Genomic DNA, 23129 nt, shown 5'->3' with positions numbered 1-23129 from the left:
CGATCGGCTATCGTCCATTTTCATAGAACATAGTTCTGCAATATAGAACAGTCGAGAGGGAACGATGCGCAGGAGAGAATTCCTTCTGGGGGCGGCCGCCGCGTGCGCGCTTCCCGTGCCGGGCCTCGCCCAGTCCTATCCCGACCACCCGGTGCGCGTCGTCGTCGCCTTCGCCGCCGGCGGGGGCACCGACCTCATCGGCCGGACGGTGGCGCAGCGCCTCCAGGCGGTCCTCGGCCAGCCCTTCGTGGTGGAGAACCGCGGCGGGGCGGGCGGCAACATCGGCACCGACCTGATCGCCAAGGCGCCGGCGGACGGCTATTCCCTGCTGCTCGGCTACAGCAGCAACTTCGTCATCAGCCCATTCCTCTACGACGATCTCGCCTACAAGCCGCTGAAGGACTTCGCGCCGGTCTCCCTGGTCGCGACCGCGACCAACATCCTCGCCGCCCACCCGTCCTTGCCGGTGAGCACGCTGAAGGAGCTGCAGGCCTACGCCAAGGCTAATCCGCGCAAGATCTATTTCGGCACCGCCGGGGTGGGCACGCTCGGCCACCTGACCGGCGAGCTGTTCGGCTCGGTCGCCGGCGTCGAGATCGTCCACGCGCCCTACAAGGGCAACAGCGCGGCGCTCACCGATTTGCTCGCCGGGCGCGTGCAGCTGTTCGCCGGATCCCCCGCCGTGGTGATGGAATTCGTCCGCAACGGCCGCCTCAAGGGCCTCGCCGTGGCGAGCGCCGGGCGCGAGTCGGGCATGCCGGAGATCCCCACCTTCATCGAGCAGGGCTTCGCCGTGGAGGCGCTGGCCTGGTTCGGCCTCCTGGCGCCGGCCGGCACCCCGCCGGCGGTGATCGAGACCCTGAACAAGGCCGTGGTCACGGCGCTCGACGACGCCGCGGTGAAGGAGAGCTTCGCCAAGCTCGGCTACGCGGTGCGCACCAGCACCCCGGCCGCCTTCACGGACTTCATCCGGACCGACTACGAGCGGTGGCAGAAGGTCATCAAGACCGCAGGCATCAAGGCCGAGTAGCCACCCGCCGCCCCGGCGCCGCGTGCGGCGCCGGGGCGGCCACGCCCCAGTCGGCGAGCACCTCGGCGGCATCGCAGCCGAGCGGTCCCATGGCGCGCCGCACCTGCGCCGGGCGCGCCGGGAGGCGGATCGGCGTGGCCAAGAGCGGCCATGCGGCGCCGAGCGGCGAGGTGCCGGCGGCCATCAGGCCCCGTGCCCGCACGCGCGCGCCCTGCGCCACCTCGCTCACGCTCAGAACCGGCGCCGCCTGCACCCCCATGTCCGCGAGCCGGCGCACCACCTCGCTCCGCGAGAGGCCCGGCGGCAGATCGGGCACGCCGGGGCGGTCGGCCGTGCGCGCCACCGCCACATGCCCGTCCGCGCAGGCCAGCACGGCGGTGGTCGCCGCCGTGGCGCCGTTCCATTCGAGGCGCGTCATCCAGGCCGCGGCGTCGAGCATGGACAGGTCGATGAACTGGCCCGCGCCGGTGCGCGCGCGCTGGTCGAGGGCGGCGAGGATGAACACGAGCCCGAGCTGCCCGCCCACGAGATCGATCAGCGAGATGCCGGCCTTATAGGGCACGCCGTCGTGCTGGATCGCGTCCATGATGCCGGCGGCGGCCTGGATGGTGGTGTCCATGGCGCCGCGCGCGCGGTCCGGGGCGTCGGCGCCGAAGCCGCTCACGGCGCAGTAGACGAGGCGCGGATTGATGACCTCGAGCGCCTCCGGCGCGAAGCCGAAGCGGCCGAGCGCGCCCGGTTTCATGTTCTCCACCAGCACGTCCGCCTGGGCCACGAGCGCGGCGAAAGTGGCGGCGTCGTCCGGATCGCGCAGGTCCAGCGTCACCCCGCGCTTGTCGCTGTTGCTCATGGTGAAGAAGTAGCCCTGCCCGTCGCGCAGCGGCGGCAGCAGGCGCGCCGGCTCGCCGCCGGGCGGCTCGATCTTCACCACGTCGGCGCCGAACGCGCCGAGCTGGCGCGCGCACAGCGGCGCTGTGGTGTACTGGCCGATCTCCAGCACCCGGAGCCCGGCGAGCGCGGCCTCCGGCGCGCCTGCGGCGGCGGGGCGGGCCGGCGTCCGTCGGCGCGCGAGGAGGTCGCCCACGAAGCTGCGGTCCGCACCGGCGCGCGCCACCGCGTCTGGTGCCCGCCCGTGGGCCCGCGAGCCGCGGAACAGCGCGCCCGGCACCTTCGCTGTGGCGCCGTCCGCCGTCGCGACGGACTGGACCATGCCGCGGTGGCGCAGGTTGCGCTCGCCGGCGAGGTCGGCGATCCGCGCCACCGGGCCGGCGGGGATCGCGCCGGCGTCGAGCCGGGCCACGCACTCGGCCACGGAGAGGCCCGCGGTCCATTGCTCCATCAGCCGGTCGACCTCGGGATTGTGGGCCACCCGGCCGGTGGGCATGGTGAAGCGCGGATCGTCGGCGAGGTCGGCCCGGCCGATGATCTGGCAGATCCGCACCCACTGGTCGTTCGACCCCGAGCAGACCATCACCCAGCCGTCGCGGGCGCGGTAGGCGTTCCACGGCGACATGGAGGGGTGGTGGTTGCCGATGCGGTTCGGCGTGCCGCCCGCGAAATGGCGCGGCAGGAAGGTGGTGAGCATGCTGAAGGCGCAGTCGAACATGGCGACGTGCGCCTGCTGCGGCGCGCCCGACCGCGCCCGCGCGCCCAGCGCCAGCAGCACCGAGGATGCCGCGTAGAACCCGGCGGTGAACTCCAGGATCGGGATGTTGCAGGGGATCGGCGGCCCGTCGGGATCGCCGGTCACGTCCATGACCCCCGAGAGCGCCTGGACGAGGCCGTCGGGCAGGGCCGGCGCGTCGCCTTCCGCGCCGAACGCCGTGACGTCGCAGGCGAGCCCCGCGTCGGCAATCGCTGCCGCGACCGGGCCGGGCCAGGCCCGGTCGAGGTCGCTCGAGACCAGCACCGCATCCGCCGTGGCGATGAGCGCGGCCGCGTCGGCCGCCGCCTCCGGCCGGTCGAGCAGCAGGCTGCGCTTGCCGGCGGCGAGGCTCGTGCGGTGCGGCCCCTTGGTGTTGGGGCCGCCCGGCGTTTCGGGCTCGATCAGCACCACCGTGGCGCCGAGCTCGGCGAGCAACGCGCCGCAGACCGAAGCGCCGATGCGCTCGCCGATTTCGACGATCACCAGATCGGGCGAGAGAGGGGTCTTCATGTCCGGACGGCTCCCCTGTGCTCCACGCGGCCGGCGTCGGATCGCTTCATGGATGTCACGTCTCCTCCTCGAAGGCGAGTTCGCGCGTCTTGCGCACGGTCGGCAGCACCACGATGATCAGCAGGCCCACGGCGAGCAGCAGCAGCACCGCGCTGATGGGCCGGGTGACGAACACGCTCGGATCGCCCGACGACAGAAGCATGGCGCGCCGCAGGTTCTCCTCCAGCAGCGGGCCGAGCACGAACGCCAGCAGCAGCGGCGCCGGCTCGCACCGCCACTTGGTGAGCGCGTAGCCGAGCAGGCCGAAGACGATCAGCAGCAGCACCTCGAACGAGGAGTTGTTGACGCTGTAGACGCCGATGCAGGAGACCACCAGCAGCACCGGATGGAACATGCGGTAGGGCACCTTGAGCAGCGCCACCCAGACGCTGATCAGCGGCAGGTTGATGATCACCAGCATGATGTTGCCGATCAGCATGGAGGCGATGATGCCCCAGAACAGGTCGGGGTTCTTGGTCATGACCTGCGGGCCGGGCTGGATGCCGTGGATCATCATCGCCCCGGCCATCAGCGCGATCACCGCATTGGACGGGATGCCCAAGGTGAGCAGCGGGATGAAGGAGGTCTGCGCCCCGGCATTGTTGGCGGCCTCGGGCGCCGCGACGCCTTCCACCGCACCCCTGCCGAACCGCTCCGGATGCTTGGCGATGCGCTTCTCGAAGGCATAGGCCGCGAAGGCCGAGAGCGTCGCCCCGCCGCCCGGCAGCAGGCCGAGGATGGCGCCGAGGATGGTGCCGCGGATCGCGGCGGGCGTCGCCTCCCGGAAGTCCTGGCGGCTCGGCATGAGCCGCCCGATCTTCGCCTGCACCAGCGAGCGGTATTCCGGACTCTCGAGGTTGCGCAGGGTCTCGCTGATGGCGAACAGGCCCATGGCGAGCGGCACGAAACCGATGCCGTCGTTGAGCTCGGGAATGCCGAGGGTCATGCGCGGCTGACCGGTGTTGATGTCGGTGCCGATCATCGACAGGAAGAAGCCGAGCACGATCATGCCGAGCGCGGAGAGCACCGAGCCGCGCGCGAGCACGATGGCGGCGATCATGCCGAGCACCATCAGCGAGCAGTATTCGGCCGGCCCGAACAGCAGCGCGACCTCGGCCAGAGGCGGTGCGAACAAAGCGATGAAGAAGGTGGCGAACACGCCGGCGAACAGCGAGGCCAGCGCGGCGATGGCAAGCGCCGGCCCGGCGCGGCCCTGACGCGCCATCTGGTAGCCGTCGAGGCAGGTGACCACCGAGGAGTTCTCGCCCGGCAGGTTCACCAGGATCGCGGTGGTGGAGCCGCCATAGGAGGCGCCGTAATAGATGCCGGCCAGCATGATCAGCGCCGAGACCGGCTCCAGATAGAAGGTCACCGGCAGCAGCATGGCGACGGTGGCCACCGGGCCGAGGCCGGGCAAAACGCCGATGAGCGTGCCGATCAGCGCGCCGACCAGGCAGTAGATCAGGTTGGCCGGCTGGGCGGCGATGGCGAAGCCGGACAGGAACTGGCTGAAGAGATCGAACATCAGAAGATCTCCGGCCAGAGCGGCATGGGCAAACCGAGGGCATCGACGAAGACCAGGCTGGCCGCGACGGCCAGCCCGACGGCGAGGATCACCGTCTCGCGCCAGCGGGTCTCCGCGTCGGCGAGCCCGGCGATGACGACGACGCCGCAGACCGTGATCGGCAGGCCCAGGCGGTCGAGGCCCATGGAGAAGAAGGCAATCGCGGCGCAGACCAGAAGCACCGGGCGCAGGTTCCACCGCTCCAGGGCTTCCGGATCGGCGACCAGGCTGCGCGCCGCGATGGCGAGCCCGAGGGCGATCAGCAGGTAGGCGCTGGCGGTGGGCAGCCAGCCTGGGCCCATCCGCACCGCGGTCCCCACCTTGAGGTTCTGCGACAGCCAGAGGCCGGCGCCGGCGATGGCGATGAACGTCGCTCCCGTCAGAACATCGTTCCAATTGTGCACGCGCAGGCCGTGGCCGTTTGCGCGCGCGGGCTCCCATTCGGCGGGTGCGCCGAGGGGTGCGCCGAGGGGGGCGCCCTTGGGCTCGGTGTCCATGTGTTCCTCCCATTGCGGCATCTTCGGCCGTCAGGATCGGTTGCCGATCTCACGCTTGTAGTTCTGGATCCGCTGCTTCAGGCCCGGCCGCGCCACCGAGGCGGCGAGGTCGGCCATGTCGGCCGCCCGCGTGTCCGGGCGCAGAGCGCGCGTGATGGCCGCGCGCGTCTCCGGCGCGACGAGGTCGAGGCCGGCGAGGATGGCCGCGCGCCGGTCCGGCCAGGCGGACGGTGGGGCGATCTCGTCCGCAAGCCCGCTGGCGCGGGCGGCGTCGGCGTCGACCTCGACGCCGTCCAGGATCAGCCGCCGCGCGCGCTCGCGCCCGACGACGGCGCCCAGGCGGCGCGTGCCGAGCACCACGCCGAATCGGACGCCGGGGAAGCGGAATGTCGTCTGTGGCGCCGCGATGCGTCGCGCGCAGGCGCCGAACAAATCGGCGCCGGCGCCGAACACGCGCCCATGCGCCAGCGCGAGCGTCTCGCCGGGAAAATGATGCACCGCCTGCAGCAGCGTCTCCAGCTGCAGGAATCTGAGGGCGAGATCGCCGTCGCTCTGCGCGTCGAGGCCGCCGAGATCGAAGCCGGAGCAGAAGCTTGCCCCCAGGCCCTCGAGGACGAGCAGGCGCGTGCCGTCCTGCGCCGCCTGGGCGACCGCCGCGCTCAGCGCCAGCACCAGCCCGGCGCTGAGCGCGTTGCCGCGCGCGGGCCGGTCCAGCATGAGGCGGGTCACCGGCCCCGCCTGCTCGATCGTCAGTTCGCTGACGCTGTGCCCTTGGGCGATGGTCATGGGACGGTCGGTCTCCCTGTTCCCCTGCGGCATGGATGAATCTGCGCGGCCGGCCTGTGAAGGAGCTTCCGGTGCAAAGAAATGGAACGTTGTTTCGACAAATGTCAACGGCGATCCACCGGGCGGATCACGGCGCGATGTCCTCGGGCGGAACGAAGTACGGCGTGGGCTCCAGTTCGGCCTCGTTGAACCGGTGCATGCTCTCCCGGTAGGCCTGGTAATCGGCGACGAACAGCTCGCGCGCGATGGCACCGGCGGCGCGCGTGGTGCTCCCCCGTACCGCCGGCAGGTCGCCGGCGAGCGCCCCGTGGCTGAGGCTCGCGCCGAAGCTCAGGAGATAGATGCGGCCCACCTCGGGCGCTTGCCCGTCCGCCGTCGGGGTCATCTGGAAGTCGGCGCTGAGATAGGGCAGGCGGGCAAGGGCGGGGAAGCGCGCCGCCTCCTCGGGCGGAACGCGCGCGCCCCAGGTCTCGATGTGCGGCAGCAGCGGCCGCAGATAGGGCACGTCGGAAAGGTCGACATTGAAGCCAGTGGCGAGGATCGCCGCGTCGAAGCGGTGCCGGCCCTTCGCCGTGACGATGTCGATGCCGTCGGCATCCGGGACCACGTCCGTCCAGGGCTCGGCAAAGCGCAGCTCGAAGCCGGCATGGCGGGTGCAACGCAGCACCGATTCGTGGGGCGGCGGCATCTGCAGGCTGGTGACGTGGCTCATGAAATTCCAGCGCGAAGCGTCGTCCATGGCGGGAAAGCCGTGCTGGAAGCCGGGAAAGACCATCCAGCGGGACTTGTTCACCTGCGGCAGGACTGGCCGGCGGCAGAACAGGACCGCCGCGGCGGCGCCCGCTTCGAGCGCGGTGCCGGCATTGTCCAGCGCCGAGGCGTTGGCGCCCAGGATCGCCACGCGCTTGCCCCTAAGCGGGGCGAAGTCGATGGCATCGGCGGAATGGTGGATGCGCGGATGGCGGTCGCCACGCGCGATGCCGAAGGAGGGGAAAGCGGGGATCTGGCGCCCGCCCGCGCCCTCGCGCCCGGTGGCGAGCACCACGTTGCGGCAATAAACGCTTTCGTGTCCGCGCGGACCCTCGATCTGCGCGCGCAGCAGCCCGCCGGCGGGCTCGAGCGCGACGAGGCGCGTCTCGTTTTCCACCGCAATGCCCAAGACGCGCCGCAGCCACAACAGGTAAGCGAGCCAGTCCAGGCGGTGGATCTTGTAGAGCTCGTCCCAGCTGCGCTGCTGCGCCTCGTGCCAGGCGCGGAAGGTCAAGGACGGCACGCCGAGGTCCGGGCCGCACTGGCGCTTGGGCGAGCGCAGGATGTCCATGCGGGCGTAGGTGCCCCAGGGGCCCTCCTCGCCCTCGCGCGCGAGGTCGAGGACGCGCAGGTTGCGGATGCCCTCGCGCTGGAGGGCGAAGGCCATGGTCTGGCCGTACATGCCGCCGCCCACGACGAGCGCGTCCAGGGCCCGCGTGCCGTCGGGCGCGGTCTTCGGCACCGGCCATTCGCGCGGGGGAAAGTTGAGCCGGTCGAGATCGCGTTTCACCTCGCGCTCGAGATCGGCGAGCGTGCCGCCTTCGAGCGGTCCCCGTCCGGGATCCGCTCGGTCCAACATCCGGCTCATGCGTCCGCCCCTCTTTGCGCCGGCCCTTTCCTCGGCCGGTCTGTCGACTGTTCTGATAATTAGATCATAAGTTCACAATTCGGAACATACCAAAAAGGCCGACCCCGCGCGCCGCCGGCGCCCCCGGCCGCGCGCGGGGGCCGGGGGCGCCTTGACACCGGGCGCGGAAAGCGTGCCATATATCGAACCCTATGCTCATAATATGAGACAAGAGGCATGCCAGGTCCGCCATACGGACCGGAATATCCAGGCCGGAGGGGAGGAAAGAAATGAAGCTCGCACTCAATGTGGTGCTCGGCGCGGCGATCGCGGCGGCGATCGGCCTCTCGGGCGCGCCCGCGCGCGCCGACGATGCCGTGGTGAACTACCCTAACAAGCCGATCCGCCTCATCGCGCCGTTCGCGCCGGGGGCGCTGACCGACACGCTCGCCCGCCTCATCGGCAACAAGATGACGGCGGATTGGGGCCAGCCGGTGGTGGTGGAGAACCGGCCTGGCGCGGCCGGCGCCATCGGCACCGCGGTCGTCGCCGGCGCCCCGCCGGACGGCTATACGCTGGTGGTGATCACGAGCGGACACGTGATCAATCCCAACTTCACCCAGATGCCCTACGACCCGGTGAAGAGCTTCGAGCCCGTCATCCTCCTGACCGAGATCCCGAACCTCGTGGTGGTCCACCCGTCGGTGCCGGTGAAGACGCTCGAGGAGTATGTGAAGCTCGTGAAGGCCAATCCGAAGGACTATCCCTACGCGACCTCGGGCGCCGGCGGCAGCAGCCACATCACCATGGAGTGGTTCAAGTCGCTCGCCAATCTCGACAACGCGCACGTGTCCTACAAGGGCGGATCGCTCGCCATCACCGACCTCGCCGCCGGCCATATCAAGACCGCCATGAGCACCGTGCCGACCGGCTTTCCCTATGTGGATTCCGGGCGGGCGCGCGCCATCGCCGTGTCCAGCAAGAAGCGCTCGCCGGTGCTGCCCGACGTGCCGACGCTGGAGGAGTCCGGCTATCCGGTGGTCTCGGTGGAATGGTGGGGCGTGCTCGCCCCCGCCGGCACGCCGCTCGCCATCCGCGAGAAGCTCAACGCCGAGATCGCCCGCATCATGAAGATGCCCGACGTGGAGCAGAAGCTCGCCAATATCGGCGTCGCCTTCACCGGCGGCTCCATCGCCCAGTTCGACGCCTTCCTGAAGGACGAGATGGTCAAGTGGGCGCGGGTCATCAAGCAGGCCAACGTCAAGAACGAATAGCGGGGCCGGCCCAGAAGCGTTGCCCCGCCGGGGCCGCGGCCCAGGCGGGCGCGCCGCCCGCGCCATCGACATCGAAAATTGCCGTTCCGCCCACCCCCCGCGCGCGGGGGCGGGCGGCGCCCGAGAGAGGACGCCTCCTGGCCATGAACCATGTCGCCGCCGCGCCCGCCGGTGCCGCCATCCCTGTCCGCGATCGCCTTGCCGCGGTCGCCTGCGCGATCCGCTTCGAGGACCTGCCGCCCGACGCGGTGGCGACGGCGAAAATGCTGGTCGCCGACACCATCGGCTGCGCGCTGGGCGGCCTGTCCGGCGCGCCGACGCAGGCGGTGCACGCTTTGGTGGCGGCGCTCGGCGGGCGGCCGGAGGCGCGCGTGATCGGCACGGATCTGCGCACCTCCTGCACGCTGGCCACCTTCGCCAACGGCACGGCGCTGCGCTATCTCGACGTCAACGACTATTATTTCGGCCGCGACCCGGCCCACGCCAGCGGCAACCTCGCCGCCGTCCTGGCGGTGGGCGAGAAGGTCGGCGCATCGGGGCGCGACGTGCTCGCCGCGCTGGTCGCCGCCTACGAGGTCCAGTTCCGCCTGTGCGACCATGCGGGCGATCCCAGCCTGTGGGACCGCGGCTGGCACCACGCCACCAACATGTCCTATGCCAGCGCCGCCGCCGCCGCGCGGCTGCTCGGCCTCGATGCGGCCCGCACCGCCGAGGCGCTCGCCATTGCCGGCACCCACGGCAACATCCTGACCGAATCCATGCGCGGGTCCATGGCCACCATCAAGGCCACCATCGAGGCGGTCGCCGCCAAAGGCGGGGTCGAGGCCGCCCTTATGGCGGCGCACGGCCTCACCGGGCCGCAGGCGATCTTCGAGGGCGCCTATGGCTGGGACCGGGCGGTGGCGGGCGGCACCGACATGGCGGCGCTCGTCGCGCCGCTCGACGGCGCGTTCCGCATCATGAAGGCGCGCATCAAGCCGTTCGAGGCGTTCTCTCCCGCCCAGGGGCTAATCCAGGCGGCGCTCGATCTGCGCGCCCGGCTGCATCCCGGCGTCGGGGACATCGTCGCGATCGAGGGCCGCTTCCCGCAGCAGATCCTCGACTGGCCCACCTCGGACGGCCAGAAGGCGGCGCCCACCACCAAGGAGCTCGCCGATCACAGCCCCCATTATCTCATGGCGGTGGCGCTCATGGACGGCGCCTGCGGCCCGGCGCAGTTCACGCCGGAGCGGCTCGCCGACCCGGTGCTGCGCGCGCTCATGGCGCGCGCGACCTTGGTGGCGGACCCCGCCTTTACCCGCGACTACCACCACGCCACGGGGGCGGCCGTGACCGTCGCCTTGCGCGACGGGCGCCGGGAGGAGGCGGTCTGCCCGGTGCCGCCCGGCCACCCCGACAACCCCCTCGACGACGCGGCCCTGGCGCGCAAGTTCAACGCCCATGCCGAGCCGGCGGTGGGCGCGGCGCGCGCGCGCGCCATCCTCGATGCCATCGATGCGCTCGACCGCGCGACCGGCATCGGCGCCCTCATGGCCCTGCTCGGCGCCCCCGCCCGCGGCGCCGGCTGAGGCGAGGAACTTCCGCATGCTGCCGCCCCCCGCCCGTCCCACCGTCACCACCCATTGGGGCATCTATCGCGCGGCGATGGCGGACGGCCGGGCCGTCGCGCTCGATCCCTATGAGGGCGACCCCGATCCTTCGCCCATCGCCCAGTCCATGCTCGGCGCGCTCGACCATCCCTGCCGCATCCGGCGCCCCGCGGTGCGGCGCTCCTTCCTGGAGCACGGCGCGGGCGCCACGGGGGCGCGACGCGGCGCCGAGCCGTTCGTCGAGGTGGACTGGCCGCAGGCGCTCGACCTCGTCGCCGGCGAGCTCGACCGGGTGCGGCGGGCGCACGGCAATTGCGCCATCTTCGGCGGTTCCTACGGCTGGGCGAGCGCCGGGCGCTTCCACCACGCCCAGAGCCAGGTCCACCGCTTCCTCAACACCATCGGCGGCTACACCCGCTCGTTTTCCAACTACAGCCACGGCGCGGCGGACGTGATCGTGCCCCACGTGGTGGGCGAGCGCCTGGGGCTGCACGTCCAGCACACGCCGTGGCGGCTCATCGCCGGCCACGCCCAATTGATCGTCATGTTCGGTGGCGCCGGCGCGAAGAACGCGCAGGTCTCCTCCGGCGGCATCGTGCGCCACTCGCTCCGGGAGAGCCTGCGCGCCTGCCGGCAGGCGGGGGCGCAGCTGGTCTCGGTCAGCCCGGTCGGCGACGACACGGACGCCGAGTTCGGCGCCGAATGGATGGCGCCGCGGCCGGGCACCGACGTCGCCTTGATGCTGGGGCTGGCGCACACGCTGGCGCGCGAGGGGCTCTGCGACACCGGTTTCCTGGAGCGCTATACGACCGGCTTCGAGCGGTTCCGCGCCTATCTTTTCGGCGAAGCCGACGGCGTGGCGAAGACCGCGGACTGGGCGGCGGCGATCACCGAGGTGCCGGCGCCGGACATCCGCGCGCTGGCGCGCCGCATGGCTCAGAAGCGCACCTTCATCATGATGTCGTGGTCGCTCCAGCGCGCGGACCACGGCGAGCAGCCCTATTGGATGGCGATCGTGCTCGCCGCCATGCTGGGGCACATCGGGCTGCCCGGCGGCGGATACGGCTTCGGCTTCGGCTCGGTGAACGGCATCGGCAACCCCATCCACGACTTTACCTGGCCGTCTTTGCCCCAGGGCGAGAACCCGGTCCCGGACGTCATTCCGGTGGCGCGGGTGGCCGACATGCTGCTCGATCCGGGCGGCAGCTACGACTTCAACGGCCGGCGCCACACCTATCCGGACATCCGCCTCGTCTACTGGGCCGGGGGAAATCCCTTCCACCACCACCAGGACCTCAACCGCCTGGTGCGCGCCTGGCGCCGGCCGCAGGCTGTGATCGTGCACGACTCCTGGTGGAACGGCCTCGCGCGTCATGCGGACATCGTGCTGCCGGCGGCAACCCAATTGGAGCGCAACGACATCGCCTGCTCCTCGCGCGACCGCATGATCTCCGCCTCCCACAAGGTGGCCGAGCCGGCGGGCGCGGCGCGCACGGACTTCGAGATCTTCGCCGCCCTCGCCGCGCGGCTCGGGGTCGAGGATGCCTTCACCGAGGGGCGCAACGAGGAGGCCTGGCTGCGCCAGCTCTACGGCGTCGCGCGCCAGCGCACCGCCGCCAAGGGGCTCGATCTGCCGGATTTCGACACCTTCTGGCGCGCCGGCATCGCCCTCCTGCCGGAGGCCGAGCATTCCGAGCCGACCCTCGCCGCCTTCCGCCGCGACCCGGCGGGCCACGCGCTCGGCACCCCGTCGGGGCGCATCGAGATATTTTCTGAGACCATTGCCGGCTTTGGCTATGACGACTGCCCCGGCCATCCCGCCTGGATCGAGCCCAAGGAATGGCTCGGCGCCGCCGAGGCGGCGCGCCATCCGCTCCATCTGATCTCGAGCCAGCCCTCCACCAAGCTCCACAGCCAGTACGATCTCGGCCGCGTGGCGCAGGCCGGCAAGGTCAACGGGCGCGAGCCGGTGCGCCTCAATCCCGCCGATGCGGCGGCGCGCGGCATCGGCGACGGCGACCTGGTGCGGATCTTCAACCGGCGCGGCGCCTGCCTCGCGGCGGCGGTGCTGTCGGCGGACCTGCGCCCCGGCGTGGTGCAGCTCGCCACCGGCGCCTGGTTCGATCCGCTCGAGCCCGGCGTCGCGGGGGCCTTGGAAAAGCACGGAAACCCCAACGTCCTCACCGCCGACCGGGGCACCTCGCGCCTCGGCCAGGCCTGTTCGGCCCATTCCTGCCTGGTCGAGGTGGAGCCGTTCCGGCAGGCCGCGCCGGACCTGACCTGCTTCGATCCGCCCGCCTTCGTGCCGCCCCGCGGAACCGGTTGAAGGGGCCGGAGACGGGAGCCAAAATCAAGGCCGCAGCAGGATCTTGCCCGAATGGCCCGCGCTTTCCATGAGGCGGTGCGCCTGCGCCGCCTCGGCGAGCGGGAACACCTTGAAGGTGGAGGGCCGGATCGCCCCCGCGGCGATCTTCGGCCACACCTTCTCGACCAGATCGCGCGCCACCTGCGCCTTGAAGGCGTCCGGCCGCGTGCGCAGGGTGGAGCCGGTATAAGTGAGCCGCTTCAACATGATGGGCATGAGGTCGATCGCCACCTTGCTGCCGAGGGCGAAGGCGATCTGGACGATCCGCCCGTCGTGGCGGGCGGCTTTGATGTTGCGCTCCACATAGGGGCCGCCGACCACGTCGAGGATCACGTCGGCGCCGCCGGCCGCGCGCAGCACCTCGACGAAGTCCTCGGTGCGGTAGTCGATCGCCGCGTCGGCGCCGAGCGCGCGGCAGAAGTCGCAGCGGTCCTCGGGACTCTCGGTGGCGAACACCTTGGCGCCGAACGCTTTTCCAAGCTGGATCGCGGTCGCGCCGATGCCGCCCGCCCCGCCGTGGACGAGCAGGGTCTCGCCCGCCTTCAGCCCGGCGCCGAGGAACACGTTGCTCCAGACCGTGAAGAAGGTCTCCGGCAGGCCGGCCGCGTCCTCGAGCGCGACGCCGGCCGGCACCGGCATGCAATGGCGCGCGTCGACCGCGCAATAGTCCGCATATCCTCCGCCATTGGTCAGCGCGCAGAGCGCGTCGCCGACGCGCCATGTGTCGACACTTTCACCCACCGCCGCCACATGGCCGGAGATTTCCAGGCCGAGCAGGTCGGAGGCCCCCTTGGGTGCCGGATAGAGCCCGCGCCGCTGCATCAGATCGGGACCGTTGACGCCGGCGGCGGCGACCTTCACGAGCACGTGGCCGGCGGGGAGGGCGGGCAGGGCCCGCTCGCCCGGGACGAGCGCCTCGGGGCCGCCCGGCTGCGACAAATCGATCACCTTCATGCGGTCCGGAATCTTAATCATGGCCTTGTCTTTTCCCTCGTGAATGCCGCGTTATGAGCAACCTCGCGGCGGCGCCGTCAAGCCGGTCCGAAAGCCGGCCGCGGGTGGATCAAAATGTGGAACGGCCGCGCCCGCCCACCCGGACTTTGGGTTGACAATGCGCGGCGGATTTCCTTAAGTAATGAAACATTGTTCTAAAGAACAGCACAAGCGCGCCGCGCTCCGGCGCCCCACCCCGCCCTCCGGGCCCCGCGTGCGCGCAGCGGCCCGGGACGCCGGACGGTGAACCTCGACGGAGAATCAGAGTGCTGCCCCTCAGCGGTGTGAAGGTGATCGAATTCTGCGAGGTCGCATCGGGCCCGTTCTGCGGCATGCTGCTGGCCGACATGGGCGCCGAGGTGATCAAGGTGGAACGCGAGGGCGTGGGCGATTCGCTGCGCCAGTGGCCCCCGCTCAGCAACGGCTACAGCGAGAACTTCGCCTCGCTCAACCGCGGCAAGAAGTCGATCACCCTCGATCTGAAGAACCCCGCCGAGCGCGAGATCGCCCGCCGGCTGATCCAGTCCGCCGACGCCGTGGTGGAGAACTACCGGCCGGGCGTGATGGACAAGAACGGCCTCGGCTACGCCGCCATGGCGAAGGACAAGCCGGCTTTGGTCTACTGCTCCATCTCGGCCTTCGGCCAGACCGGGCCGCGCTCCCACGAGGGCGGCTTCGACCTCACCATCCAGGCGGTGGGCGGCGTGATGAGCGTGACCGGCGAGCCGGACGGGGCGCCGGTCAAATGCGGCGTGCCGGTGTCGGACTTCGCCGCCGGCCTCTATGCCGCCTTCGCCATCGCCGCGGCGCTGCGCAAGGCGCAGGCGAGCGGGGAAGGCGACCACATCGACATCTCCATGCTGGGGGCGACGCTCGCCATCGCCGCGCTGCAGACCAGCGAGTATTTCGGCACCGGCATCGACCCGCAGAAGCTCGGCTCGGCCCATCCGCGCAATGCGCCCTATCAGGCGTTCAAGGCCAAGGACGGCTATTTCGCCATGGCCGCCGGCAACGACCGGCTGTGGCGCTCGGTGTGCGAGCTCGTCGGGCGGCCGGACCTGGTGGAGGATCCGCGCTTCCTCACCACCTCCACCCGCACCCGCAACCAGACCGAGCTGCGCCTCCTGCTGGAGGAGGTGTTCGCCACCAAGAGCGCCGCCGAGTGGATCGAGGGCTTCGTCGGCGTCGGCGTGCCGTGCGGGGCGATCAACAGCTATTCGCAGATCCTCGCCGATCCGCAGGTCGCGCACATGGGCTGGGTGCGCGAGACCACCCTGCCCTCGGGCGTGACCACCAAGACCTTCGCCTCGCCGGTGATGCTGTCCGGCAAGGGGATCGAGATCCGCTCCGCGCCGCCCGCGCTCGGGGAGCATCGCGCGGAGGTCATCCGGGCGCTCGACGACACGCCGCCGATGAAGGCGGTCGCCGGCTGAGACCGCGCCAGGACAGCCAGGGGCAAGGGCAAGAAACGGCAGGGAGGCAAGGGGACATGGCCACGGATATCAGCCGCCTGAGGCGCTTCATCGTCGAGGCCACCGAGATCGTCGGCGCGGAAAGGGACGAGGCCGCCGTGCTGGCGCGGATCCGGCCGCTGCTCGCCGACCTCGTCGCCACCGACGACTGGCTGCCGGAGGAATACACCCGGCCCCATCCGCAATATTACCAGCAATACCTGCTGCACTGCGACCCGCTGGAGCGCATCAGCGTGGTCAGCTTCGTCTGGGGTCCGGGCCAGTCGACGCCGGTCCACGACCACACGGTGTGGGGGCTGGTCGGCATGCTGCGCGGCGCCGAGACGAGCGAGAGCTTCACGCGCGATGCGGCGGGCAAGCTCACCAAGACCGACGAGGATCTGCTGAAGCCGGGCGAGGTCTGCGCCGTCAGCCCGACGGTGGGCGACATCCACAAGGTGTCGAACGCGCTGGCCGACAAGCCCTCGATCTCGATCCACGTCTATGGCGCCAACATCGGCGCGGTGCAGCGGCACGTGTTCGTGCCCGACACCGGCGAGGTGAAGAGCTTCGTCTCCGGCTACGCCAATGCGGCGATGCCCAATCTGTGGGACCGCTCGCGCGAGGTGCGGGGCGCCTGAGCGCGCGGGCCGCCCCCCTCCCGCCTGCTTGCTATTTCGCCGCGGCCTTGTTCGCCGCGGCCATGCGGGGCGCGCGCTTCTTCGGCTCCGGCAGAGGCTGCGGGGCGGGCTCGCCCGCCACATGGCCGAGCGCGCGCGAGATGGTCTCGGCGCAGGCGATCACCGGCGGCGCGAAGCGCTCCAAAGCGTCGGGCTTCAGCCGCTCGGCGGGGCCGGAGATGCCCACCGCCGCCACCACCTGGCCGCTCCAGTCGCGGATCGGCGCGGCCACCCCGCACACGCTCTCGCGCCACTCGCCGCGATTCTCGCTGAAGCCGCGCTTGCGGATGGTCTCCAGCTCCTTGCGCAGCACCCGGGCGTTGGTGATGGTGCGGGGCGTGTATTTGGCCAGGCCGAGCTCCAGGCGCTTGTCGAGCGCCTCCGCGGGCAGATAAGCGAGCAGCACCTTGCCGGTGGCGACGCAGTGCGCCGGCGGCCGGTCGCCCACCCGCGAATAGGCGCGCACCGCCTGCTCGCTCTCGATCTTCTCGATATAGGTGACCTCGCCGCCCACCAGGATCGACAGATGGACCGATTCCGTGGTCGCCCGCATCAGCTCCTCGATGTGCGGGGTGGCCGCCTTCTTCACGTCGAGGCGCGAGAGCACCATCATGCCCAGGTACCAGACCTTCAAGGTCAGCTCGTACTGCCCGGCATCCTCGTGGCGGCGCACATAGCCGCGCCGGGCCATGGTGTTCAGAAGCCGGAACACGTTGCTCTTCGTCAGGCCCAGCTCCTGCGCCAGCGCCGTGATCCCGGTCGGCTTGTCCATCCCGGCGAGGGTTTCGAGCAATTCGAATGCCTTGACGACCGTTTTTTCCATCGTGGCCCCAACCTTTTCGTTGGTTAGCTCCTACCATAGCGGGCGCCGGCCTTCCATAGCGCGCCGTGCGATGACGCACCTTGCGGAACGCCGTTCCGCTTGTCGGCCCGCTTGGCCTCAGGCATTGAGCAGGACCACGACCCCGATCACCACCAGGGCGATGCCGATCGCGTCGCGCGGGCTGGTCTTCTGGCGGAACATGTTGCGGGAGATGATCTGCGCGAACAGGATCTCCGCCAGCGCCAGGGTGCGCACCCGCGCCGCGCTTTCGAGCGCGAAGGCGAGATACCAGAAGGCGGAGGCCACCGCGCCGAGGAAGCCGGCGCCGAGCGAGGGCCGCCAGGCCGCGACGATCTCGCGCAGCGCGGCCCGGTCCCGCAGCGCCAGCCACGTGGTGAGCATGGCGGTCTGCATGACGAGGCCGATGGCGAGGGTGGTGATGGCGGCGAGCACGTAGTCGTCCTGCTTGAGCGCCAGGATCGCGCCGCGGAAGCTGATGGCGGCCATGGCGAAGAACCCGCCGGCGGCCATGCCGAGCAGCGCCGGCTTGAGCCGGTGGGGCGCGCCGGCGACCTGGCGCGCCGGCCAGCCCATGATCATCACCCCCGACGTGGCGATCAGGATCGCCGCGATCAGCGGCAGGGTCAGCGTCTCCGACAGCATGACGATGCCGAACACCGCCACCTGGACCGGCTCGGTCTTGGTATAGGCGATGGTGACGACGAACGAGCGCTCGGTCATGGCGGCGAGCATCAGCGCCGTGCCGAGGATCTGCATCAGCGAGCCGGAGAGCATCCAGGCGAGGGCGGTGGGCGAGGGCCGCGGCGGCGTCGCGCCGGTCAGCAGGAGCAGCACCACCAGGAACAGGAGGCCGAACGGCAGGCCGAACAGGAAGCGCACATGGGCGGCGGCGGCCGCGCCGAGCTCGGCGATCAGGCTGCGCTGGGTGGCGTTGCGCAGGGTCTGCGCCAGCGCCGCCGACAGCGTGAAGATCACCCAGAGCCAATCGTGGAGTATCAGCACGGCGGGATGCCTGGTGGGGATGTCCGGCCGGGGCCGGCATCCGGGGGGTGCGGCCTCGGCGCGCGGCCCGGCGGGCTGCGCCGGAGCCGCGCCGGGGCCGCGGAAACACGACCCGGCCGGGGCGGGGGGCACCGGCCGGGACCTGTCGTCCCGAGAGCGGGTTCAAGCGGACGACGCCCGCCCGGACCCTGGCTCCCGAGGCGAAGACGATGGCGCGCCGGCGCGGGGCCGGCACCCGGCCTCAGGCCTCGCGCACCTTGCGCTTGCGGAAGGCGCGGAAATTGGCCTTGCGCTTGTCGAGCCAGGCGGTGGGACCCTCGATGAACTCGTCGGAATCGATGTGCATGGAGAGCAGTTCGGCGCCCGCGAACATGCCGGCCCACAGGCTCTGGTCGGATTCCTGATTGAAGGCGAGCTTGGCGATGCGCAGCGACTGCGGGCTCTTGTCGAGCAGCTCCTGGCACCACTCCTCGGTGGTGGCGCGCAGCTCCGCCATGGGCACCACGTGGTTGACGAGGCCCATCTCAAGGGCCTGCTGGGCGGTGTACTGGCGGCAGAAGAACAGGATCTCGCGCGCCTTCTTCTCGCCCACCACGCGGTGGAGCAGGGTGGTGGCGCCCCACACCGGCACGCTGCCCATCTTCGGCCCGGTCTGGCCGAACTTGGCATGGTCGGCGGCGATCGTGATGTCGCACATCACGTGCAGCTCGTGGCCGAGGCCGATGGCGTAGCCGTTGACGGCGGCGATGGTGGGCTTGGCCGCGGTGCGCAGCATCAGCGCGAGCTGCGCCATGACCCTGAGGTGGTTGCGCTTGTGGGAGGAGGTGCGCTCGGCGATCGCCTGCATGTTGCCGCCCGAGCAGAACGCCTTCTCGCCCGCGCCGGTGAGCACGATGACGCCGATCTCGTCGTCCTCGGCGGCGTCGCGCAGGGCGGCGATCATCTCCTCGGCGGTGAACTGGGTGATGGAATTGTAGGTCTTCGGGCGGTTGATGGTGACGGTGGCGATGCCGTCCCGCTTCTCGTAGAGGATGTCCTGGAACGGGGCCTTGGCGTGCTGGTTCATCGGGGGGCTCCTTGGGGCGTTTCCTGCGGCGTTTCACTCGCCCTTGAAGTGCGGCTTGCGCTTGCCGAGGAAGGCGGCCATGCCTTCCTTGCGGTCCGCGGTGGCGAACAGGCCGGTGGTGAGCTGGCGCTCGTAGGCGAGCGCCGACTGCAGGTCCATCTGCAGGCCGTTGTTCACCGCGAGCTTGGCATAATAGACGCTCAGGGGCGCGCGCTGGGCATAGGCCGCGATCCGCGCCGTGGCGGCCGGCACCACCGCGTCCGGCTCCACCACCTCGCTGACGAGGCCGATCCTGAGCGCCGTCTGCGCGTCGATGAAGTCGCCGCTGAACAGCATCTGCTTGGTCCATTCCGGGCCGATCAGGCGGGCGAGGCGCTGGGTCGCCCCCGCCCCCGCCACGGTGCCGATGCGGCTCGAGGTGACGCCGAACTGCGCCGTGGTGGCGGCGATGCGGATGTCGCAGCACAGAGCAAGCTCGAGCCCGCCGGTGAGGCACCAGCCGTGGATCGCCGCCACCACGGGCTTGGTGAGGGCCTCGATGCGGGCGTTGGTGGCGGCGAACCGGTCGAGCCAGAACTTGGTCTCGAGGATGGTGTTGATCTCCAGCGCCTGCTTGAGGTCGCCGCCGGTGGAGAACACGTTGGGGGTGCCGGTGAGCACGACGCCGCGGATGTCGCCCTCCCGGTCGAGCGCGTCGAAGGCGTCGTCGAGCGCGTCGAACATGGCGAGGTTCAGCGCGTTCTGCTTGTCCGGCCGGTTGAAGGTGAGCACCGCCGCGGGCGGGGCGCGCTCGAGGGTGAGGACGTCGCTCATCGCCGCCGCCTCAGCCCGGCATCGCGAACCCGCCGTTCACGCTGACGATCTGTCCGGTGACGTGGCGGGCGAGGTCGGAGGCGAGGAACACGACGGCGTTGGAGACGTCCTCGGATTCGCCGATGCGGCGCAGCGGGTAGAGGCGGCGCACCTTCTCCTCGCGCTCCTTGGCCTTCTCCTCGCCGATCTTCGAGGTCAGCTGGCGCAGCATCTCGGCGCGGATCGGCGAGTTGGTGGCGCCGGGCGAGACCGCGTTGACGTTGATGTTGTGCGGGCCGACCTCCTTGGCGAGCGACTTGGTGAACGAGATCACCCCGCCCTTGGCGGCGGAATAGTTGGCCTGGCGCTCCTGACCCACCCGGGCGGCGTCGGTGACGATGTTGACGATCTTGCCGAACCGGCGCTCGATCATGCCCGGCAGCACCGCGCGGGTGCAGTTCATGGTGCCGTAGAGGACGACCTTGATCTCCTTGTCGCAATCCTCGGGCTTGGTCTCGACGAACAGCTCGTGGGCGACGATCAGCGCGGCGTTGTTGACCAGCGCGTCGACGCCGCCGAGCGCCTCCTCCACCGTGCGCACGCACGCGCGGACCGCGGCGAGGTCGGTGATGTCGCAGCGCGCCGGCACCGCCGTGCCGCCCGCGGCGCGGATCAGGTCCACGGTCTCGGCGACGCCCTTCTCGGAGATGTCGTTCACGGCGATCTTGGCGCCTTCGCGCGAAAAGCTCAGCGCCATGGTCCGGCCGATGCCGCCGCCGGCGCCGGTGATCATGACCACGCGGCCTTCAAGCCCGGTATCCACCCTCGCTCCTCCCATTGTATCATTAATTATAACGATGTTTCGTATATCAGACCATTAGCATAGCGTCCCCGGCTGTCAACACGCGCCGGCCCGCCGCCCGCGCCTGCGGCGGCGCTCAGGGCTGCGTCACGCCCGCCCCCACCAGCGCCGCGAGGGCGCGCACGTCGCCGGCGGTGTCGAGCGCGAACACCGCGCCGAGGATCGCCTCCGCCCGCGCCGCCGGGACGATGCCGTCGGTGAGCGCGCGGAACTTGCCGGCGATGCCGGCGCGGTCCACCGGCTTCTCCGGCGTGCCGAAGGAATCGAGCAGGGTCTTCTCGATCCGGCGCCCGTCCTTCAGCCGCGCGGTGAAGCCGCCCGGATACTTGGCGGGGAAATAGGGCTCGAGCGCCGCGCTCGCCTCGGCCGAGACGCGGTCCGCCAGCGCCAGCACGTCCGGGCGCACCATGGCCTCGGCGTTGAACGCGCGCGGATCGCGCGGATCGAGCAGCACCGCCGCGCTGACCGTGTAGGGCAGCGAATATTGCGCCGACATCACCGATCGCGGCCGGTATTCCATATGGCCGTCGGACATGATGCGCGGCCCGGAGGCGGTCAGTTCGACCACGTCGTCGGCGCCCCAGCCCGCCTCCTCGCGGCTTTCCCGCACCGCGTCCACCAAAGCGTGGAACATGCGGCAGCAGGCGTAGAACTTGATGCTGATGCGGTCGACCGCGAACACCGTGCCGAGATCCTGCGTCAGGCGCCAGTCCTCCGGGTTCGGGCTGAAGACGTGGACGAAGCCGGCGCGCCCGTCGAGCGCCCCGCGCGGGCCCTGGAAGCCGCGCGCGGCGAGCATGGCCGCGAGCACCCCGTTATGGGCCGGCAGGCCGGCATGGAGGCGCTTCACCATGGTGCCGAGCGGGTCCTGGGTGAACTGCATCACGCCCGAGGCCATGGACACGCCGAGGCCCCACGCCGACTGCAGCTCGGCGCTGGAGAGGTCGAGCAGCCGCCCGGCGGCGGTGGTGGCGCCGAACACGCCGGACAGCGCGGTCGGGTGGAAGCCGCGGCTCATCAGGTCGCCGGTGAGCGCCGCGCCGGCCCGGGTCTGCGCCTCGTAGCCGGCGACGATCGCGGCGATGAGATCGCGGCCCGAGGCGCCGGTCATCTCCGCCACCGCGAGCGCCGCCGGGATCACCACCGCGCCGGGATGGGAGCACGACTGGTCGTGGGTGTCGTCGAGCTCGATGCCGTGGGCGATGGTGCCGTTGACCAGCGCCGCGGTCCGCGCCGGCACGCGCCCGCGGCCATAGACCGTGGCGTCGGGCCGGCCGCCTTCCTCGCAGCCGAACTCGGCGATGATCCGCGACCATGGCAGATCGAGCCCGTGGAGCGCGACGCCGAGATGATCGGCGACGAGATCCATGGTCCGCTCGAGGGTCGCGCGCGGCAGGTGCGCGGCGTCGAGCCCGGCCAGGACGTCGGCGAGCGCCGCCGTCCGGTCGATGGCTTCGGCCGCGGCCGCGCCTTGGAGGGTCTGAGCTTCGGCTCCGTGTGACATGTGGTCCTCCAGCCGCGGATGCGGGCGTCTCATTCGCTCTTGATGCCGGCCGCCTTGGCGACCTTTCCCCAGCGCGCGGATTCGTTGACGATGAAGGTCGCGAACTCCGCCGGCGTGCTGGCGACGATCTGCGCGCCCTGGGCCTCCAGCTTTTGCTTCACGTCGGGCATGGCGAGGATCTCGACGATCTCCTTGTTGAGGCGCGCGATGATCTCCGGCGGCGTGCCGGCGGGCACCAGGATGCCGTTGAGCTCGCCGGCCTCGAAATTGGGAAAGCCGGCCTCTTCCATGGTGGGCACGTCGGGCAGCAGCGGCGAGCGCTGGTCCGAGGTGATGGCGAGCGGGCGCACCCGGCCGCCGCGGATCAGCTCCAGGATCGAGGTGATGTGGGCGAAGGCGAGGTCGATGCGCCCGGCGATCAGGTCGACATTCATGGGCGCGGCGCCGCGATAGGGCACGTGCACCATCTTCACGCCGGCCATCTGGTTGAACAGCTCGCCGGCGATGTGGCCGCCGCCGCCGGTGCTCGACGAGCCGAACTTGAGGCCCGCGGGGGTGCCGGCGAGCGCCTTCATCTCCTTCACCGTCTTCGCCTGGACCTCGGGATAGACCACGAGCACGCAGGGGAACTTCGCCACCAGGATCACCGGCGAAAGGTCCTTGACGATGTCGAAGTCGAGGTCGGGGAACAGCACCGGCAAAGTGAGGTAGTTGAACGAGGCGGCGACCAGGGTGTAGCCGTCCGGCGGCGACTTGGCGCCGGAGCGCGTGCCGGTGAGCCCGCCCGCGCCGGAGCGGTTGTCGACGATCACCTGCTGGCCGAGCCGCGCCGAGAGCTTCTCGGCGACGATGCGCGCCAGGGTGTCGACGCCGCCGCCCGGCGGGAACGGCACCACATATTTGATCGGCCGGCTGGGATAGGTGTCGGCAAAGGCCAGCGGCGGCCCGAAGGCCAGCGCGGCGAGGGTCGCGGCCATGGCGAGGCCGAGGCGCCGTTTCGAGATCATGTGTCCCTCCCTCGTTATCGTTTCATTATTTG

Annotated in this window: 19 protein-coding genes; 6 read left to right on the top strand and 13 right to left on the bottom strand. The window is 70.9% G+C overall.

Annotation, left to right across the window (positions count from 1 at the left end; genetic code table 11):
• Positions 1 to 64: 64 nt before the first annotated feature.
• On the top strand, positions 65 to 1030 hold the full coding sequence (locus ABLE88_RS14280; protein WP_348832359.1) for a Bug family tripartite tricarboxylate transporter substrate binding protein: 966 nt from the start codon (positions 65 to 67) through the stop codon (positions 1028 to 1030).
• On the opposite strand, the gene ABLE88_RS14275 is transcribed toward ABLE88_RS14280, so the two are convergent.
• The 5 genes from ABLE88_RS14275 to ABLE88_RS14255 form a co-directional block, all read right to left on the bottom strand.
• The gene (locus ABLE88_RS14275; protein ID WP_348832358.1) at positions 1017 to 3185 is read right to left on the bottom strand and encodes a CaiB/BaiF CoA transferase family protein; all 2169 of its coding nucleotides are present in this window, start codon (positions 3183 to 3185) and stop codon (positions 1017 to 1019) included. The genes ABLE88_RS14280 and ABLE88_RS14275 overlap by 14 nt on opposite strands.
• Positions 3186 to 3240: 55 nt before the next feature.
• Positions 3241 to 4749: a tripartite tricarboxylate transporter permease gene (locus ABLE88_RS14270; protein ID WP_348832357.1), complete on the bottom strand. Its 1509-nt coding sequence runs from the start codon at positions 4747 to 4749 to the stop codon at positions 3241 to 3243.
• Positions 4749 to 5285, bottom strand: coding sequence for a tripartite tricarboxylate transporter TctB family protein (locus ABLE88_RS14265; RefSeq protein WP_348832356.1), 537 nt, complete (start codon positions 5283 to 5285; stop codon positions 4749 to 4751). Before ABLE88_RS14265 ends, ABLE88_RS14270 begins: the two co-directional genes overlap by 1 nt.
• A 30-nt stretch (positions 5286 to 5315) precedes the next feature.
• Positions 5316 to 6071: an enoyl-CoA hydratase/isomerase family protein gene (locus ABLE88_RS14260; RefSeq protein WP_348832355.1), complete on the bottom strand. Its 756-nt coding sequence runs from the start codon at positions 6069 to 6071 to the stop codon at positions 5316 to 5318.
• A gap of 127 nt (positions 6072 to 6198) precedes the next feature.
• Positions 6199 to 7689 (bottom strand): NAD(P)-binding domain-containing protein, encoded by a 1491-nt coding sequence (locus ABLE88_RS14255; RefSeq protein ID WP_348832354.1) that lies wholly within the window; start codon positions 7687 to 7689, stop codon positions 6199 to 6201.
• 269 nt (positions 7690 to 7958) lie between these two features.
• Between ABLE88_RS14255 and ABLE88_RS14250 the strand changes: the two genes are divergently transcribed.
• The 3 genes from ABLE88_RS14250 (at position 7959) to ABLE88_RS14240 (ending at position 12857) form a co-directional block, all read left to right on the top strand.
• Positions 7959 to 8942, top strand: a complete 984-nt coding sequence (locus ABLE88_RS14250) for a tripartite tricarboxylate transporter substrate binding protein (RefSeq protein ID WP_348832353.1) — start codon at positions 7959 to 7961, stop codon at positions 8940 to 8942.
• Positions 8943 to 9085: 143 nt separating this feature from the next.
• Positions 9086 to 10510: an MmgE/PrpD family protein gene (locus tag ABLE88_RS14245; RefSeq protein WP_348832352.1), complete on the top strand. Its 1425-nt coding sequence runs from the start codon at positions 9086 to 9088 to the stop codon at positions 10508 to 10510.
• 16 nt (positions 10511 to 10526) lie between these two features.
• A complete protein-coding gene (locus ABLE88_RS14240; protein ID WP_348832351.1) occupies positions 10527 to 12857 on the top strand; it encodes a molybdopterin-dependent oxidoreductase in 2331 nt (776 codons plus the stop codon).
• Between the two features lie 24 nt (positions 12858 to 12881).
• Here the strand turns inward: ABLE88_RS14240 and ABLE88_RS14235 are convergent, their stop codons facing one another.
• Positions 12882 to 13871, bottom strand: coding sequence for an NAD(P)H-quinone oxidoreductase (locus ABLE88_RS14235; RefSeq protein ID WP_348832350.1), 990 nt, complete (start codon positions 13869 to 13871; stop codon positions 12882 to 12884).
• A 284-nt stretch (positions 13872 to 14155) separates the two neighbouring features.
• Between ABLE88_RS14235 and ABLE88_RS14230 the strand changes: the two genes are divergently transcribed.
• Entirely contained in the window at positions 14156 to 15322 is a 1167-nt protein-coding gene (locus tag ABLE88_RS14230) for a CaiB/BaiF CoA transferase family protein (protein WP_348832349.1), read from the top strand.
• Positions 15323 to 15378: 56 nt separating this feature from the next.
• A complete protein-coding gene (locus tag ABLE88_RS14225; RefSeq protein WP_348832348.1) occupies positions 15379 to 15981 on the top strand; it encodes a cysteine dioxygenase family protein in 603 nt (200 codons plus the stop codon).
• 31 nt (positions 15982 to 16012) lie between these two features.
• Here the strand turns inward: ABLE88_RS14225 and ABLE88_RS14220 are convergent, their stop codons facing one another.
• The 7 genes from ABLE88_RS14220 to ABLE88_RS14190 all read right to left on the bottom strand — a co-directional run bounded on the left by ABLE88_RS14220 (position 16013) and on the right by ABLE88_RS14190 (position 23097).
• Entirely contained in the window at positions 16013 to 16843 is an 831-nt protein-coding gene (locus ABLE88_RS14220) for an IclR family transcriptional regulator (RefSeq protein WP_348832347.1), read from the bottom strand.
• A 117-nt stretch (positions 16844 to 16960) separates the two neighbouring features.
• Positions 16961 to 17863: an EamA family transporter gene (locus ABLE88_RS14215; RefSeq protein WP_510182904.1), complete on the bottom strand. Its 903-nt coding sequence runs from the start codon at positions 17861 to 17863 to the stop codon at positions 16961 to 16963.
• A 244-nt stretch (positions 17864 to 18107) separates the two neighbouring features.
• Complete coding sequence (locus tag ABLE88_RS14210; RefSeq protein WP_348832345.1) at positions 18108 to 18932, bottom strand: enoyl-CoA hydratase-related protein; 825 nt, start codon at positions 18930 to 18932, stop codon at positions 18108 to 18110.
• A gap of 33 nt (positions 18933 to 18965) precedes the next feature.
• A complete protein-coding gene (locus ABLE88_RS14205) occupies positions 18966 to 19745 on the bottom strand; it encodes an enoyl-CoA hydratase/isomerase family protein (protein ID WP_348832344.1) in 780 nt (259 codons plus the stop codon).
• A gap of 10 nt (positions 19746 to 19755) precedes the next feature.
• Positions 19756 to 20547, bottom strand: coding sequence for an SDR family NAD(P)-dependent oxidoreductase (locus tag ABLE88_RS14200; RefSeq protein WP_348832343.1), 792 nt, complete (start codon positions 20545 to 20547; stop codon positions 19756 to 19758).
• Positions 20548 to 20662: 115 nt separating this feature from the next.
• On the bottom strand, positions 20663 to 22090 hold the full coding sequence (locus ABLE88_RS14195) for an MmgE/PrpD family protein (RefSeq protein WP_348832342.1): 1428 nt from the start codon (positions 22088 to 22090) through the stop codon (positions 20663 to 20665).
• Positions 22091 to 22119: 29 nt separating this feature from the next.
• Complete coding sequence (locus ABLE88_RS14190) at positions 22120 to 23097, bottom strand: Bug family tripartite tricarboxylate transporter substrate binding protein (RefSeq protein WP_348832341.1); 978 nt, start codon at positions 23095 to 23097, stop codon at positions 22120 to 22122.
• Positions 23098 to 23129 lie beyond the last annotated feature (32 nt).

The sequence above is a fragment of the Xanthobacter luteus genome, assembly GCF_040049235.1.
GTDB lineage: Bacteria > Pseudomonadota > Alphaproteobacteria > Rhizobiales > Xanthobacteraceae > Xanthobacter.
The sequence above is the reverse complement of the archived record's forward strand: the minus strand, read 5'-3'. Positions and strand labels throughout refer to the sequence as shown.